Annotated in this window: 15 protein-coding genes; 4 read left to right on the top strand and 11 right to left on the bottom strand. The window is 46.8% G+C overall.

Annotation, left to right across the window (positions count from 1 at the left end; translation table 11 throughout):
- Position 1 precedes the first annotated feature (1 nt).
- Both BK126_RS24325 and BK126_RS24320 read right to left on the bottom strand, forming a co-directional pair.
- Positions 2-712 carry an ABC transporter permease subunit gene (locus BK126_RS24325; RefSeq protein WP_076315088.1) on the bottom strand — a complete coding sequence of 237 codons (711 nt, stop codon included), beginning with the start codon at positions 710-712 and terminating at the stop codon, positions 2-4.
- On the bottom strand, positions 709-1743 hold the full coding sequence (locus BK126_RS24320) for an ATP-binding cassette domain-containing protein (protein ID WP_076315087.1): 1035 nt from the start codon (positions 1741-1743) through the stop codon (positions 709-711). Before BK126_RS24320 ends, BK126_RS24325 begins: the two co-directional genes overlap by 4 nt.
- 279 nt (positions 1744-2022) lie before the next feature.
- Between BK126_RS24320 and BK126_RS24315 the strand changes: the two genes are divergently transcribed.
- The 4 genes from BK126_RS24315 (at position 2023) to BK126_RS24300 (ending at position 6213) form a co-directional block, all read left to right on the top strand.
- A complete protein-coding gene (locus BK126_RS24315) occupies positions 2023-3093 on the top strand; it encodes a glycosyltransferase family 4 protein (protein ID WP_083656166.1) in 1071 nt (356 codons plus the stop codon).
- Between the two features lie 141 nt (positions 3094-3234).
- A complete protein-coding gene (vanR, locus tag BK126_RS24310) occupies positions 3235-3933 on the top strand; it encodes a VanR-ABDEGLN family response regulator transcription factor (protein ID WP_076315085.1) in 699 nt (232 codons plus the stop codon).
- The gene (vanS, locus tag BK126_RS24305; protein ID WP_076315084.1) at positions 3923-5050 is read left to right on the top strand and encodes a vancomycin resistance histidine kinase VanS; all 1128 of its coding nucleotides are present in this window, start codon (positions 3923-3925) and stop codon (positions 5048-5050) included. Before vanR ends, vanS begins: the two co-directional genes overlap by 11 nt.
- A gap of 143 nt (positions 5051-5193) precedes the next feature.
- Positions 5194-6213 carry a D-alanyl-D-alanine carboxypeptidase family protein gene (locus BK126_RS24300; RefSeq protein WP_076315083.1) on the top strand — a complete coding sequence of 340 codons (1020 nt, stop codon included), beginning with the start codon at positions 5194-5196 and terminating at the stop codon, positions 6211-6213.
- A 31-nt stretch (positions 6214-6244) separates the two neighbouring features.
- On the opposite strand, the gene BK126_RS24295 is transcribed toward BK126_RS24300, so the two are convergent.
- From BK126_RS24295 to BK126_RS24255, 9 genes are all read right to left on the bottom strand, one after another.
- Positions 6245-7291: a glycosyltransferase family 4 protein gene (locus tag BK126_RS24295; RefSeq protein ID WP_076315082.1), complete on the bottom strand. Its 1047-nt coding sequence runs from the start codon at positions 7289-7291 to the stop codon at positions 6245-6247.
- A 19-nt stretch (positions 7292-7310) separates the two neighbouring features.
- Positions 7311-8015, bottom strand: coding sequence for a glycosyltransferase family 2 protein (locus BK126_RS24290; protein WP_076315081.1), 705 nt, complete (start codon positions 8013-8015; stop codon positions 7311-7313).
- Positions 8016-8084: 69 nt separating this feature from the next.
- Positions 8085-8666, bottom strand: coding sequence for a class I SAM-dependent methyltransferase (locus BK126_RS24285; RefSeq protein ID WP_076315080.1), 582 nt, complete (start codon positions 8664-8666; stop codon positions 8085-8087).
- A 55-nt stretch (positions 8667-8721) separates the two neighbouring features.
- A complete protein-coding gene (locus tag BK126_RS24280) occupies positions 8722-9429 on the bottom strand; it encodes a glycosyltransferase (protein ID WP_076315079.1) in 708 nt (235 codons plus the stop codon).
- Entirely contained in the window at positions 9426-10373 is a 948-nt protein-coding gene (locus tag BK126_RS24275; RefSeq protein ID WP_076315078.1) for an NAD-dependent epimerase/dehydratase family protein, read from the bottom strand. Before BK126_RS24275 ends, BK126_RS24280 begins: the two co-directional genes overlap by 4 nt.
- Complete coding sequence (locus tag BK126_RS24270; protein WP_076315077.1) at positions 10355-11185, bottom strand: SDR family oxidoreductase; 831 nt, start codon at positions 11183-11185, stop codon at positions 10355-10357. The genes BK126_RS24275 and BK126_RS24270 overlap by 19 nt, the downstream gene beginning before the upstream one ends.
- The gene (locus BK126_RS24265) at positions 11182-12150 is read right to left on the bottom strand and encodes a polysaccharide biosynthesis protein (protein ID WP_256703033.1); all 969 of its coding nucleotides are present in this window, start codon (positions 12148-12150) and stop codon (positions 11182-11184) included. The genes BK126_RS24270 and BK126_RS24265 overlap by 4 nt, the downstream gene beginning before the upstream one ends.
- Before the next feature lie 10 nt (positions 12151-12160).
- Entirely contained in the window at positions 12161-13252 is a 1092-nt protein-coding gene (gene wecB, locus BK126_RS24260) for a non-hydrolyzing UDP-N-acetylglucosamine 2-epimerase (RefSeq protein ID WP_076315076.1), read from the bottom strand.
- Between the two features lie 13 nt (positions 13253-13265).
- Positions 13266-14696, bottom strand: coding sequence for a glycosyltransferase family 4 protein (locus BK126_RS24255; RefSeq protein ID WP_076315075.1), 1431 nt, complete (start codon positions 14694-14696; stop codon positions 13266-13268).
- Positions 14697-14841 lie beyond the last annotated feature (145 nt).

Genomic DNA, 14841 nt, shown 5'->3' with positions numbered 1-14841 from the left:
CTTACCTCCACCTTTTCCGCTCGACGCCTTGAATGCTGAACGTGAGGAATAAGGCTGTCAAAGTAAGATAGAAGATAACATCCGCTCCGCTTATGACACCCTTTGTGAAATTCATGAACCGGCTCGATAAAGAGAAGGGTTCAAGCCACGCAGTAATTGCCGCATTTCCGCCGAAAGAATCCAGCATCCATAATACAAACAGAATAATAAAGCCGGCTACTGCCGAGACCATCTGATGCTGGGATAACGAGGAGGCAAACATTCCGATCGCCATCATCGCCGCACCGAGCAGGAAGAGCCCCAGCGCAGATACCCACACTGTCGTCTCATTGATATCTCCATAGAAGGACATCAGCAGCGGATAAGTAAGACTGCACAATATAAGAGCCAAGAGAATGACCAAGCTTGCCAAATACTTGCCGAACACAATCTCCATTACACTTGAAGGAGAAGTCATCAAGAGCTCATCTGTACCCTGCCGGAACTCCTCCGCGATCAGCCGCATGGTCAGGAGAGGGATAACATACAGCAGCAGTGACAGCGTATCCCCCAGAACAAGCCGATAATCGACGATGCTTGGCTGATAGTAGACAAAGCTCATAAAAAACAAAAAACTCGACAGCAAGACATACACTGCAAAGGCAAAATAGGTGGTTGGAGCGAGGAAATAGGACTGCAGCTCTTTGTAAAATATAGCGAGCATCCGTTTCATGAACCCTCACTTCCCCTCTGCGCTTCCAGCTCTTGTTCAGGTGCAGAGACAGGGAGTGAGCCATCCTCCCCGGAATTCACTTCTCCGGCTTCATCTGTCGTCAGCTTCTGGAATATCTCTTCAAGGGACTGATCCTGCTTCTTCAACTCGAGGATAGGAAGCTCCGATCTCGCCAATAAATAAAATAATTCTTCTCGATAATCATGATGAGCAGAGGCATTCAACTCTAATCGGACGAGGCCGTCCTCTTCCTGGTGTGAGCTCAGCTGCACCTTCTCCTCTAATCCCTCTCCCCAGGCTTGTATCAATGGGATGATCATGTTTGCGTCTCCCTTCACAGTGAGAGAAACGTGAAACGACTGATTCATTGTGCTGCCGATCGATGCAGGAGACCCATCCATCACCAGCTGTCCTTGATTAATGATCAGCACTCTGCTGCAAAGGGTGCTCACCTCGGGCAATATATGGGTACTAAGCAGTACGGTATGATTATCGCCGAGCTCTCTGATGAGATTACGAATTTCCATAATTTGATTAGGGTCAAGTCCTGATGTCGGTTCGTCGAGCACAAGCAAGTCCGGCTTATGTATAATGGCACCAGCCAGTCCTACTCTCTGCTTGTATCCTTTGGACAAGGTCCTGATGATCTGACGTTCTCGCCCAGCGAGTCCTAGTCTTGATAACATTTCGTCGACTCTCCGAGTTTGTTCTCTCGCTGGCACATCTCTCAGTTTAGCTACAAATTTCAAGTATGAAAGAATCGACATATCTGGATACAAGGGAGGCGTCTCGGGTAAATATCCGATTCGGGACCGGACTATCTTACCTTGCTCATGCACGGATTTACCATCGAGAAGCACTTTCCCTGCTGTCGGCCGCAAATACCCGGTAATCATACGCATGGTTGTCGTTTTACCAGCACCGTTTGGACCTAGAAAACCGACGATCTCACCCCGTTCCATCGAAAAGTCCATATGATGTACTCCCCTGTGGCTGTCGAACGTCTTGCTTACCTGATCTAACCTCAGCACGTTGGATACTTCCTTTCTATATCAATTCAGACCTAAGCATGATCCATACTAAGCATAGCCATCCAACTATAAACATGGCTTAAATGAATTTAAAAGAATCCTTAAAAAAATATGTCCAAATTGTGAACGAGTAGTTCTCAGCCCACACTCTATACAGGTCTACCACGTACTTTAGATAGACGAACTAAATGGATACGGACAAATACGATAACCTACCACCGCCCATTTCTTCTTCGTTCTATCTACCTGGCGTATAAGAAACTGCAGGAGGGATCTGCCTTGAAAGTCCTCTTTACTTTCTTTATTCCAAGCGGAGGTGTGGAAACACTTAACCGTTTGCGATGCTCTGTGCTGAATCAGCACGGCATTGAAGCCCATACCCTGTACCTTAAGCCAGGGACAGGTATGCAGAATAATACCGGTACCGTATTCATTACCAATCTTGATGAAGAGATCAAATCTCTATTAAACCAGCAGCAGTATGATGCAATCATCGTCACATCCGACATCAACATGGTGGAACGGCTCCGGCTTGTACTGGATTACAGGGGGCGTATCATTTATGAAGCGCAGGGTCTCGGTACGAGAGAAGCTGCGATTGAGACGATATGTACAGCCATGCCTTATCTTCAAGCACATGCCAACGCTGTACTCATCCCCCCTACAGCCCATCTTCAGCAGTTATTTGCGGAGATTTGTCCATTTATGCATCGTTTTATCATTCCAAACATGCTGGATACAACCACATTCACACCGATGAATACCGATATACCGCCCTATCCAGCGATTATGTGGATTGGAAGACTTGAGCACAATAAGAACTGGCGGGAGTTCCTTCATATCAGCCACCGTATCATTCAGCACAAGCCAAATGCCAAGATATGGGTATTCCATGATCCCACACTCGCGGTGCCGACCGACGAGCAGCAATTTTACGATACACTAAAGGCACTAGATCTGGAGGATAAGATCGGCATCTTCAGCAACATTCCGAATAATATGATGCCGCAATATTATTCTATGGCCGCAAGATCGGGTGGTATTATGCTGTCTACTTCCATTATGGAAGGATTCGGTTATGCCGTTGCAGAAGCCATCAGCTGCGGTTTACCTGTACTTAGTTCCGATTCTGATGGCGTGAGGGCTTTCATCACCCACAATCAGACGGGTAAATTCTATTCACTCGGCAATATCGAGCAGGCTGCTGCCGAGGCGATCGAGCTTATGAATAACCAGGCTCTTCGAGAACATATTCAGCGTGCAGGCAGGGAGCATCTTGTTAACCATTTTTCAGGCAGCGCCTATGCGGTCTCCTTTAGACAAATGATGAATGCACTCTCTATTTTTTAATCACTGACGAACAGTGACGCCCTGTTCGTCATGACGACAGGGCATTGGTTCGTTCTAAAGGCAGGATTCGCTTTCTGATCAAGCTATGGTTAAAATAAGACAATGAATAAAGATAGCTTATATGAAGTAAAGGTGGTTCCCATGAGCACAAAGATTCTAGTTGTAGACGATGAAAAGGAAATCGCTGATTTGGTAGAGCTATACCTAAAAGCGGAGAACTACGAGGTTTATAAATTTTACAGCGGTAAGGAAGCTCTGGACTGTATCCAGCAAAACAAGCTGAATCTAGCCATCCTTGATGTTATGATTCCAGATATAAGCGGTTTTGATATTTGCCAGCAGATTCGAGAGAAGCACCACTTCCCGATCATTATGCTTACAGCGAAGGAAGAAGAAATCGATAAAATTACGGGACTGACACTAGGTGCTGATGATTATGTAACCAAGCCGTTTCGACCGCTGGAGCTCGTTGCCCGTGTCAAAGCTCAGCTCCGGCGGTTTACGAAGTACAATTTGGAGAATCCGCATACGGATGAAGATAAAATCATTGCCTTCTCCGGTCTGGTTCTCAATAAGAATACCCACGAATGCTATTTGAACGAGAAGCTGATCTCCCTCACACCGACGGAGTTCTCCATCCTCTGGATGTTATGCGCTAACCGAGGTCAGGTGCTGAGCTCCGAACAAATCTTCCAGGAAGTGTGGGGAGAGAAATATTACACAAACAACAATACCGTAATGGTTCACATCAGACATCTTCGTGAGAAAATGAATGATCATATGGACAAGCCCAAGTATATTAAAACGGTCTGGGGAGTAGGTTATAAGGTTGAAGGATGATTTTCGTAAGCTCAAAAACAAAATAATCACTCAAATTCTTCTTACCGCGGTTCTAACGGCTATTATCGGATTTGCAGCCAAAAACATTCTGATTGACGGTGTGCTTGAGGCTCCTTTTGCCGATGCATTCATCCGATTTGCAGAGGTTGTTCTAAATATTGAGTACAAAACGGCAGTCCAGCTGTACTACCTTATATTTCAGCAGAACAAGGATCTGATACTCGGGATCTTCTTTATACTGCTGCTGTTCTTGATCTTCTATTGGACACTGAGCAGAGCAACCCATTATTTTAACGAAATCAACCGGAGCATGGATAAGCTGGTCGAGGAATCGGACGAGCCTATCACCCTATCTCCAGAGCTTGAAGTGGTTGAGCGTAAGATGAATCTGGTGAAGGACACGCTCAAAAAAAGAATGAAGGATGCCCAGGAGGCGGAGCAGCGAAAAAATGACCTGGTTGTCTATCTCGCCCATGATATCAAAACACCGCTTACGTCCATTATCGGATATCTTAGTCTGCTGGATGAAGCTCAGGATATGCCGATGGAGCAGAAGGCCAAGTACGTGAACATTACACTTGAGAAGGCATACCGTCTGGAACAGCTCATCAATGAATTCTTTGATATTACCCGCTTTAATCTGCAGAAGATTATACTTGAGCAGATGGATATCAGTCTCTCTATGATGCTAATGCAAATTGCCGATGAGTTCCATCCGATGCTGGCAGAGCATGAGCTTACCGTATCCGTACAGGTAGATGAGCAGCTGACACTGCATGGTGACCCGGACAAGCTTGCGCGAGTGTTCAACAACATCATGAAGAATGCCATCCATTACAGCTACTCAGGTACGAATGTCGCTGTAACCGCCGTGAAGCAGCAAGGTGCGGTGGTCATCACCTTCGCCAATGTGGGTGAGACGATTCCTCCCCATAAGCTGAACACGATATTTGAGAAATTCTACAGGCTGGATACCGCCAGATCCTCGGCTACCGGCGGAGCCGGACTTGGACTTGCCATCGCCAAGGAGATTGTGAATGCGCATGGCGGAACCATCACTGCGAGCAGTGAGAACTCACATACGATGTTTATTGTAAAGCTTCCGGGACGATCTTAAGAAATTCTTAAGAACTTGACCAGAAAAAATTAAAAAAACAACTCCCTCTTACATGATTGAATGTAAGTAGTGCTCCCGAGTCCACACTTGCGCGGCTCGCAACACCCTAGAAGCACTGCTATGTAAAGGAGTTGTTTTTTAGCATGTCGAACACGAAGAAAAAGAAAAAACGAAGCTCGATCAAAGGGATGATCCTGCTTATCATCACCATCCTGCTTCTTGCGGATTGGGAAGGTGTGCTTCAACAGATGGATCGCGCCGCAAATCGCTGGTTCCAGAATACTAGAAATACTCCGGATGCGATCGTGCCTTATGAGCTGTACAGCTCGAACGCCAAACTGGTACGTCTTGCTGACAACGAAGCTTTGCTGAATGTTAATTCCGAAGAGAAAATATACCCCGCTTCCCTCACGAAGATCATGACAGCCATCCTGGCTATAGAAAGCCTGTCCAATCTAGAAGAGACCGTTCAGCTACGTGCTGAAACATTTCCTCCCCTGGTGTCTGAAGGTGCGGCGATGGCCGGATTTCTGCCGCATGAAGACGTAAAGGCCATTGATCTGCTCTATGGTATCTTGCTGCCATCGGGAGCGGAGGCTTCTGTAGCTCTTGCACAGTTTGTTTCCTCCTCGGAGGAAACTTCTGGAGCTCTCGAACAGTTTGTTTCCTCCTCGGAGGAAACTTCTGGAGCTCTCGAACAGTTTGTTTCCTCCTCGGAGGAACAATTCGTGGCCCAAATGAACAAAAAAGCAGCCGAGCTCGGAATGCGAAACACGCATTTTACTAATCCGACAGGGCTGCATGATGAGGAACACTATTCTACCATTGATGACCTGACCATTTTATTGAAATATGCTCTTCGCAATAAACAATTCAAGGAAATATTTACGACGACCCGATACAGCACGAGTGCCAGCTCCCTGCATCCTGATGGCATAACGATATACAGCACCCTTGCAGATCAGTCAGACCAAATGAAGCTGGCAAACGGAGAAATTAAGGGCGGTAAAACGGGTTATACCGAGCGGGCAGGCTTATGTCTGGCGACTTATGCTGTCATCAGCGGCGAGGAATATATTCTAATTACAGCAGGAGCGGACGGCAATGCCCATTCCGAGCCCCATCATCTGCAGGATGCCATTCAGATCTATAATCTAATCTAGTTTGGACTTCTGTCATTTGAATATAAAATGGTCATTTCAGCAGCGAACGGCTGACAATATCGTTCACAACACGTTCAAACTCGCTGTAGCTCCGTTCCCATGTGAACACATAAGAATCCTGTTCGCCTCGCACCGCAAGTCTGTGGCGTAGTGCCGGGTCCTCAATAAGCCGAATGATATCCTGTGCAAGCCGGTTCTCGTAACGGTAGGACATTAGACAATTTCGTTCATGAACCGCATATTCAGTATTTCCTCCAGAATATGAGGTGACAAGTGCTGCACCGCACCGCATAGCTTCGAGTCCAGGCAGGGATCCGCTGTCATACGAGCCAGAGCTTACATAGATGTCCGTCTGGTTGTAATGGAATCGAAGCTCTTCGTCATTCACCGGGGTGTATAGCCGATATTTACCAGATGCCTGCAGCTGCTGTATATCCTTTGAATCTGCATACTCACCTGGCGGTGTAACAAGGTTAATGACCACTTCAGGATGAAGGGCCTTTACAATATCCAGCTGGCTGAGCAAATATTTCTGCTCCCGATGCCAGGAGAAATCCCCTTCTTCCTTCCGATAGATGGAAGTGATATTAAGCGGCATATTCAGATGCTCACGGATGTTCATGTTGTGAAAGAAACTGTTCACGCCTACAGGAATGATACGACCCTTGATCCCATGATTTAAGTAGATCACATCCTGCTGCCATCGGGACAAGACAAGCAGATTGGGTGTCAGATTGTAAGAAGGGAAAGAATACTGATTGTCTTGGAGAAAAGTCGGTTCGTAGCATAGTGATAAACGAATATGCAGTCCTTTTCCCTCTTCACTTGCTTGCTGAGCAGGATAGGCCGTTGTATAGAAATTGGACAGAATTACATCGCCAGCTGGAATATGATGTGCCAGCAGCGAATCATCTCCTGTTTGAATCAGATTGGCCTTCAGCTCATATTCAACAACACCGTACTTCGGCATTACCACTACGACCTCATGCCCGATGGTTACCAGCCGATTGGCCAGCTCCGTGAGCATACGCTGAGCTCCGCCTCGGCATAGTGTATATACAGGAAAAATAAAACGCACACCTTCACCTCCCTATAGATCATATTAAGGACAGTAATGACGTCCTGTGCAGAGCTTGGATCATTTGCTTCTCAATTTCTATAGCCTCATGGTGCTTGAAGGTTCCCATATCGTCGTGTACGCGGTAGCGGACTAGAGGCTTGTTAATGATGTCGAGGTCATAATGGGGAAGGACTCTAAGCCACATTTCATAGTCATTGGCATATCGGAACACAGGACTGAACAGGCCGACCTTCTCAAACACTTTCATATCCAGCATGACGGTGCATCCATTGATTGGGCAGCCAATCAGGAGCGTCTTCACCATTTCTGCTCGCGTGCCAAGCTCTGGATATACTTCACCAATCTCTTCACTGAGATGGTTAATATAGCTATAAGCAGAATGGCTGAAGGACAGGTTACGCCTCAGCATGAAATCGAGCTGCTGTTCGACCTTCTGAGGCACAAATTCATCATCACTGCTCAGCCAGGCAAAATAATCTCCTGTCGCATGCACGATCCCCGTGTTTAGAGCCGTTGCTGTACCTCCATTGATCTTGGGTATATATCGGATCTGATCCATATAGGGAGTAACAAGCTCCTTGTGCTCCGTCGACCCATCATCCACTACAATGACCTCTACATTAGGATAGGTCTGATTCAAGGCACTCTCAATCGCTTCATGTACATATCTGCAGTTATACACCGGAATAACAATAGATACTCTAGGAAGCTTCGCCCTCATAACGAATCACCTCGCTTTTTGTATCAATATAAACGAATTACACGGAAGGATCCTATTCCATCCGAATCACTAGGTATCTAGTGTTTTCCAGGCAAGAATCGCATCCATTGCTTTATGCTCCGTATGGAAAGAAGTCTCGAAGGAAGGATTACCGAGATCATGAAATCCCTTAAGGACAATCACATGATATCCCAGCGCAAGCAGCTCTTGCTCATCCCAGCCGCTGTAATGCTTCTGATACATTTCACCATTCAATTTATAATGATCCACACCTGACTGTGGAAAATATCCTCTTGGTGTAAAGATGATAATGCGGTGCTTTGCAATCTGTTCCGCTTGCTGCAGCAATTTGATTCCGTCTTTTTTCGTAAAGTGTTCAAGAGAATCAATCATCGTAATTGTGGAGAACGATTTGTTGACAAACAATTGGCCTATTTTTCTTGCATCCCAGTTAATCGGGATAATATGTGGGGACAGATTCGCTCGATGCTCCAGATAAGGACGGTGAATTTCTAGTGCCACGATAATTCTGGATTCATAATATTCAAGTAAATAGCCCGGACCGCTTCCAATATCCAGCACACTATCTGAGAACCTCAGCAGTTCACATAATAGGGGGAGAAAATCAGCTTGCTCTAGCTCCTTATACATAATGTAGGGGATCACTCCTTTCCCGCAGGACCGAATGAGAGCCTTCTAGCATGGGCTAGCTCTGCGCTCTTATACGATCCTGGTACTTGGCTTTAATCATGCTAATCTCTTGAGATATCACATCGCCGTGACGCAGGGTGCCCATCCCCTGATGCCTGCGATATCCAGTGAGCGGCTTAATCATATAAGGCATGGAGTATCCTGCAAGCAATACACGGTTCCACAAGTCATAATCGTGGGTATACCGTAACGATTCGTCGAACAAGCCGACGGTTTGAAAGATAGATTTGTGAAACATCACTGTACAACCATTCACCGGATTGCCCAAGAGAAACATACGAAGCATTTCCTCTCTCGTCATGGGTGAAGTACCGGCCCGATATTGGATGACGTTTCCATTCTCGTCGATAAAATTAAAATTGGTATGGGATATAGAAGCGCCAGTCTCCTGCATCATACGAACTTGCTCAGCAACCTTCTCTGGGTACATGATGTCATCAGAGCTCAGCCATACGACATATTCGCCTGAGGCATACCGAATTCCATGATTCAGCGCTGTCGCTGTTCCACCGTTTTGTTTACCAAGATAATAAATATAGGGCATATAAGGATGAATTAGATCGGTATGCACCGTTGAGCCGTCATCAACGACAATGACTTCCGTAGAAGAGTAGGTCTGTTCCAGCGCGCTCTGAATAGCATGGGGAATGTAAGGGCAGTTAAAAAAGGGGATCACGATGGTAACCAAAGGCTGATCCTTCATGCAGCTCCTCCTCTCTCCTTATGGCGGGCATCATTAAGGATATCCTGTATAGACTTCGCAAAAGGAATTTGAGGCGCCCATCCCAACTCGGATAGTAAAGCGTGATAGGGATGAGACTCGCTTGACGCTCCTCCAGGCCCGGAGGTTGGTGAGCCCCATACGACAGGCACCTCTCCGGCAGCTTGAGACAGCATGAGCTCAGCCACTTCACCGAGTGTTCGCTCTTTGCCGGAGACAACGGGATAAATGACGCCCGGCACTCCTTTTTGCAGCAATAAGACATACGCTGAAACCGCATCTCTGACATCGAGAAAATCGCGTCGATCTTCCGGCGAAGATAACCGGAATGGATCAGGATTGTTCCCTCCTTCCGCAGAGGCAACATGCCTGGCGAGTAATGCACAGATGCCTGTGGAAGGACCCGGGCCTATTAAATTTCCAGGCTCCGCATATATAATGTGCTGCCGATATAAATGAGTCCATGCCAATGTAACGATCTCTTCGACATATTTGCTGAGGCTGTAAGGATGCGGAGGTGCAGGTGGACTGCCGGCCTCCGGAGTATATTTCAGACGGGAACCGATAACAACGATCCGGCAGTGAGGTATTTCCCGCAGCGCATCAAGCAAATACAGCGGAGACATCACATTCGTCTGGATCGTTGTCAGCGGATCTGACCATGAGGATGGAACGGAATTCTGTCCTGCCAAGTGAAGCACATAGTCTGGTTTCGTGCTCTGTATCAGCTGATGAACGGAATGCCGATCTTCAAGATCACATCTGTAGATATGTGCCTGGTCAGGAAGGACGATGCCGGAAGCTGTACGAAGCACTGCAGTTACATTGGCACCCAGACGTATTAACAGGTCTACCGCGTGTCTGCCCGTAAATCCTGATGCACCAGTGACCAGCACAGCTTTATTCTTTAGTGTATTTTCGTCCATTCCGCCAGCTCCTTCAGCATGTCGGAATACGATGGCATAGACCACTTTGCATCTTGCCGTGTCACCGCCAAAGTCCGATCCTGAATCATTTTGCCGCTCGGTACAATGACTGTATCTGTTGCCTGCCATATTTCTTTGAACAGCAGAAGCAGCTCATACTTTGAAACTGGCTCTTCGTGCGCTAGATGGATCAGACCGGAAGTGTCAGATTGCATATAATGATCCACTGCCTTGGCCAGTTCAAGTGTAGTCACTCCGTTCCATCTCACGTTCGTATAGCCTTGCACGACTCCCTTCTGATTCAAGAACCAATGCATAAGCCCGATACCATGTTTTCGTATTTCAGGACCTATAATAGAGGTGCGAATGGTAAGATGACTCGGAGAACGAACTTCTCCGAGTGCTTTGGTAATCGCATAGACTGTATCGCCGTCAGTAACCGCATCCTCTGTATATTGGCCTGTTCCATCTCCCTTGAATACACAATCCGTGCTGATATGGATCATCCGTGCATCGATCTGATCCGCAAGTGCGGCAAGCCGGTGCGGTAGAAATCCATTTACATGGTAAGCCTGAATAATGTCTCTATCCGCATGATGATTCAGAATGCCTACCGCGTTAATGATCATATCCGGGCGCACTGCCTTAACCAGTAAATCCACGCTGTGGATGTCATTCACATCAAGGATCAGACTATGAGGATCCTTCTTATCACGTGACGTATAGAAGACAGCATGCCGGCCTTGCTTCTTGAAATACTGAACCAGCATATGGCCTGCCATTCCATGTCCGCCTACGATGAGTAATTTCATGCAAGAAACCCCCCGCGCTGCAGGATTTCACGGATTTCCTCTTTCGTCATCAGATTAAACTCGGAGCTAAAGCTGGAGAAGGTTACAGGTTCGGAGTCCTTGTATCTCTCTTTGAGTACCGGCAGATTTAGTGTCGGTAGAATAACGAGATATTGATCATCATAGACAACCGTTGTTCTGCTCTCGAACTCACTCATCAGTATTTCATGAATCTTCTCACCCGGACGAGTCCCGCGCTCGACGATCTGGACATCAGGAACTCCCGCATCTTCAATGAGCACCTCGGCCAGATCTACAATTTTGCAGGTCGGCATGGTCATGACAAAGATTTCACCGCCAACACTTTCTATAGAAGCCTTGAACAGGAGCGAAATGGCATCCCGCAGCGTAAGGAAGAAGCGCGTCATACGCATGTCAGTGATGGACACCATCCCTTTATTGCGTATTTGATCCTTGAACAGATGCACCACACTTCCGTTCGTACCAAGCACATTTCCGCCCCGCACGGTAACAAAGGCTGTGCTGCTATGAAGCAAGTTGGCGTAAACGATTAATTTCTCGCCGATTGCCTTCGTCATGCCGTAGAAATTGGATGGATTTGCCGCTTTATCTGTGGAGATGTAAATCACCTTTTTAACTTGATTCTCAACCGCTGCTTCAATGACATTTTGCGTACCAATTACATTTGTTTTTAATGCTTCATAAGGCTGATCCTCACACACAGGCACATGCTTCAACGCAGCCAAATGGTATACATAGTCGATTCCGCGGCAAGCAGCAATCAGCGCATCCTTATCCCGAATATCGCCGATACAAAATTTGAGGCGCTCATCTTCAAATTCACGGCTCATTGCCACCTGGCTTGATTCTCCTCGTGAATATACAATAACCTCTCTCGGATTCATGGTTAAGAGCTGGCGTATCAGTTCGTGTCCCCATGATCCTGTCCCGCCTGTCACAAGGATTCATTGATTTTCAAACATGCAGTTTCCCTCCAAGTAGAAATTTGACGACTTTATCCGATACATCCTGAACCAGGTATCCCTTCGGGCATTCCCAATTGGACTTCAGCTCCACCATCAGCGTCACAGATTCTCCGATCCGATTCGCATCGATTCCAGATACAATATTGCTCCCGCAGTCAATGGTTTCCGGCCTCTCCGTTGTCTTACGCATCGTCACGGTCGGAACCCCCATAATGCAGCATTCCTCCTGCACTGTACCGCTGTCCGTCATGGCACATCTAGCGTTCATTTCAAGCATCAAAAAATCAAAGAAGCCGAAGGGCTCATAAAATTCTACTAATGGATGCATTTCCAGCTTAAGATGCTCTTTAATTCTGGCTCTCGTTCGGGGATGAATACTGCATATAATACGCTGGCCGTGCACTGCCGCTACCTTATTTAATCCTTCCATAATTTGTTCAAGATTGTGGGGTACATCTACGTTTTCCGCCCGATGAGCGGTGACAAGAAAGTATTGTCCTGACTTGAGTCCCAGCTTCGTCATAATATCACTGGCCATCGTTTGTGCTTCATAATGCTTCATCACTTCGTAAATGGGATTGCCTGTCAATACGATTCGCTGACTCGGAACACCTTCACGTATAAGATGATTCTTGCTCTGCTCGGTATACGGCATATTAATGGTTGATATGGCATCAATAACCCGCCGATTCTTCTCTTCAGGGACATCCAGATCGAAGCAGCGGTTTCCCGCTTCCATATGCACCACTGGAATTCCCATTCGCTCGGCAAGAATGGCCGATAATGCACTGTTCGTATCACCCAGAAGCAGAATTTTGTCCGGCTTCTCTTTGACGAGGATCGACTCCAGCTGCTCGAACATTGCTGAGAGCTGACGTCCTAGAGAGGCTGCCTTATCCTGCAATACATAATCAGGAGTTCGTAAGCCCAGTTCTTTGAAGAATTGACCGCTTAGACTTTCCGTGAAATTTTGTCCGGTGTGCACAAGGATATGTCGACTGGCATACTTATCCAGCTTGGGAATGATTAGACTTAGGCGAATAATCTCCGGTCTTGTTCCGAGCACTGTCAGTATCTTCATGTTGCTTCCCTCCTTATCGAGCCTTGCGAGCTCGCTTTCTCTGCTTTTGCACCCTGATCTTGGTCCGCGAGCGTTTTTTTCTAGTGATAGCTGTTATGCGTTTTTTGCCCTTCGCACGCGGTTTTGATTTCAAGAGGAGAGATGACGACCGCTTTGTTTTTTTTCTTCGTTTTCTTTTGGTTGGAGAAGGCTGATTTGCGGCTTGGTAAGCCTGCAGAGAGAGGATGTTCCTTTCTGAATGCAGGTCAGAAAACCAATCGGGGAACAAAGTAACCCACTGCTGCACCATGCTCGCAGTTCGCTTCTCATACGCTGCAGGTCCATACATCTGCACAGTCTTGGAATGATTATGCTGACCTGTCCGCGCAGACTCCTTCCGATTAGTGATGAATGGAATCATCTTGGCGGCAAGCTCTTCCGTATCGCCAGGGACGACAAGGAAGTGTCCGTTGTCTACAGATTCCATCAATTCTGCAAGCCCACCCTGCTGAAAGGCAACAACAGGCTTGGCGAAGTACATGCTCTCAAGGGCCGTCATGCCAAACCCCTCTTTTACCAGGCTCGGAATGACTGCTAGATCCATCGCGCTGTATGCGCAGCTCACATCTTCAATGAAATCCGTGAATAAAAATTGATGAGCAAATCCTGACTGCTGAATTAGAGATATGCACTCCTCATAATAGGCCATATCCACTGCTGTACCGATCACCCAGAACCGGGTGTGGGGGAATCGTTCGCATAACAAGAGCGCGGATTGAATAAAAGGCTTAAGACCCTTTGCTTCATATATAAATGAGGAAATATATCCGATACAAAAATGTCCGGGGGTCAGCCCCAGCGTCTTCCGCTGAGTCTGACGCAGACCTTCCCATTCATCTGGTGCGGCAAGAGCTTCATTCCAGGTAGGAGGCAATACAGTTAGTTTCGAAGGGATCGAGCTGTGCATAAGCGGCTCAGTAACGGCATGAGAGATGGCAATCACCCAATCACTATGCTCATCAATGAACTGTATAGCCTCAGCCGTGTAAGGATTGGTTTGAATGATTTCAGTGAGCTTCCAGATGGCAGGAATGCCAAGTATGCGGGCAGCCATTACCGGGATAACATTTACACAGGTATTGGAGACGATGAGGTGTGGATTTTCTTCATGAAGCAATTGCACAACTTCCTGGGAAGAAGGATGCAGCATTAACTCGGCAGCGTCCTCTCTCAGCTGCTCATAAGGAATATACATATAGTGGAGAAGCTCATAAGGCTGAATGATGACTCGGATCTCAGCCTCTCTTGCCATTCGTGCGATAATTCCTTCACAGGGTACAACCAGTACACAATCAAAATAGGATTCCATTTGCCTACAGAAGCTGAGGAGCAGCTTCTCAGCCCCGGTGATACTCTGAGTACTGCTGATATGACTGAACAACATCAATTTAGGTTTAAGTGTCATAGAGTGTACAACCCTTTAGTTTCCACTGGATTACGGATATCAAAGGGTGCCTTCACCTCCTTTTTCCAGGTACACTATAACCACAATATATTCTGTCTTTAAATATGACCGGCACGACAAATGAACCATACCATTCGTACAATTT

Origin of the sequence: Paenibacillus sp. FSL H7-0326, from assembly GCF_001955535.1 — a bacterium.
Lineage (GTDB): Bacteria > Bacillota > Bacilli > Paenibacillales > Paenibacillaceae > Paenibacillus > Paenibacillus shunpengii.
Note: the sequence above shows the minus strand (reverse complement) of the source record. Positions and strands in the feature narration are given on the sequence as shown.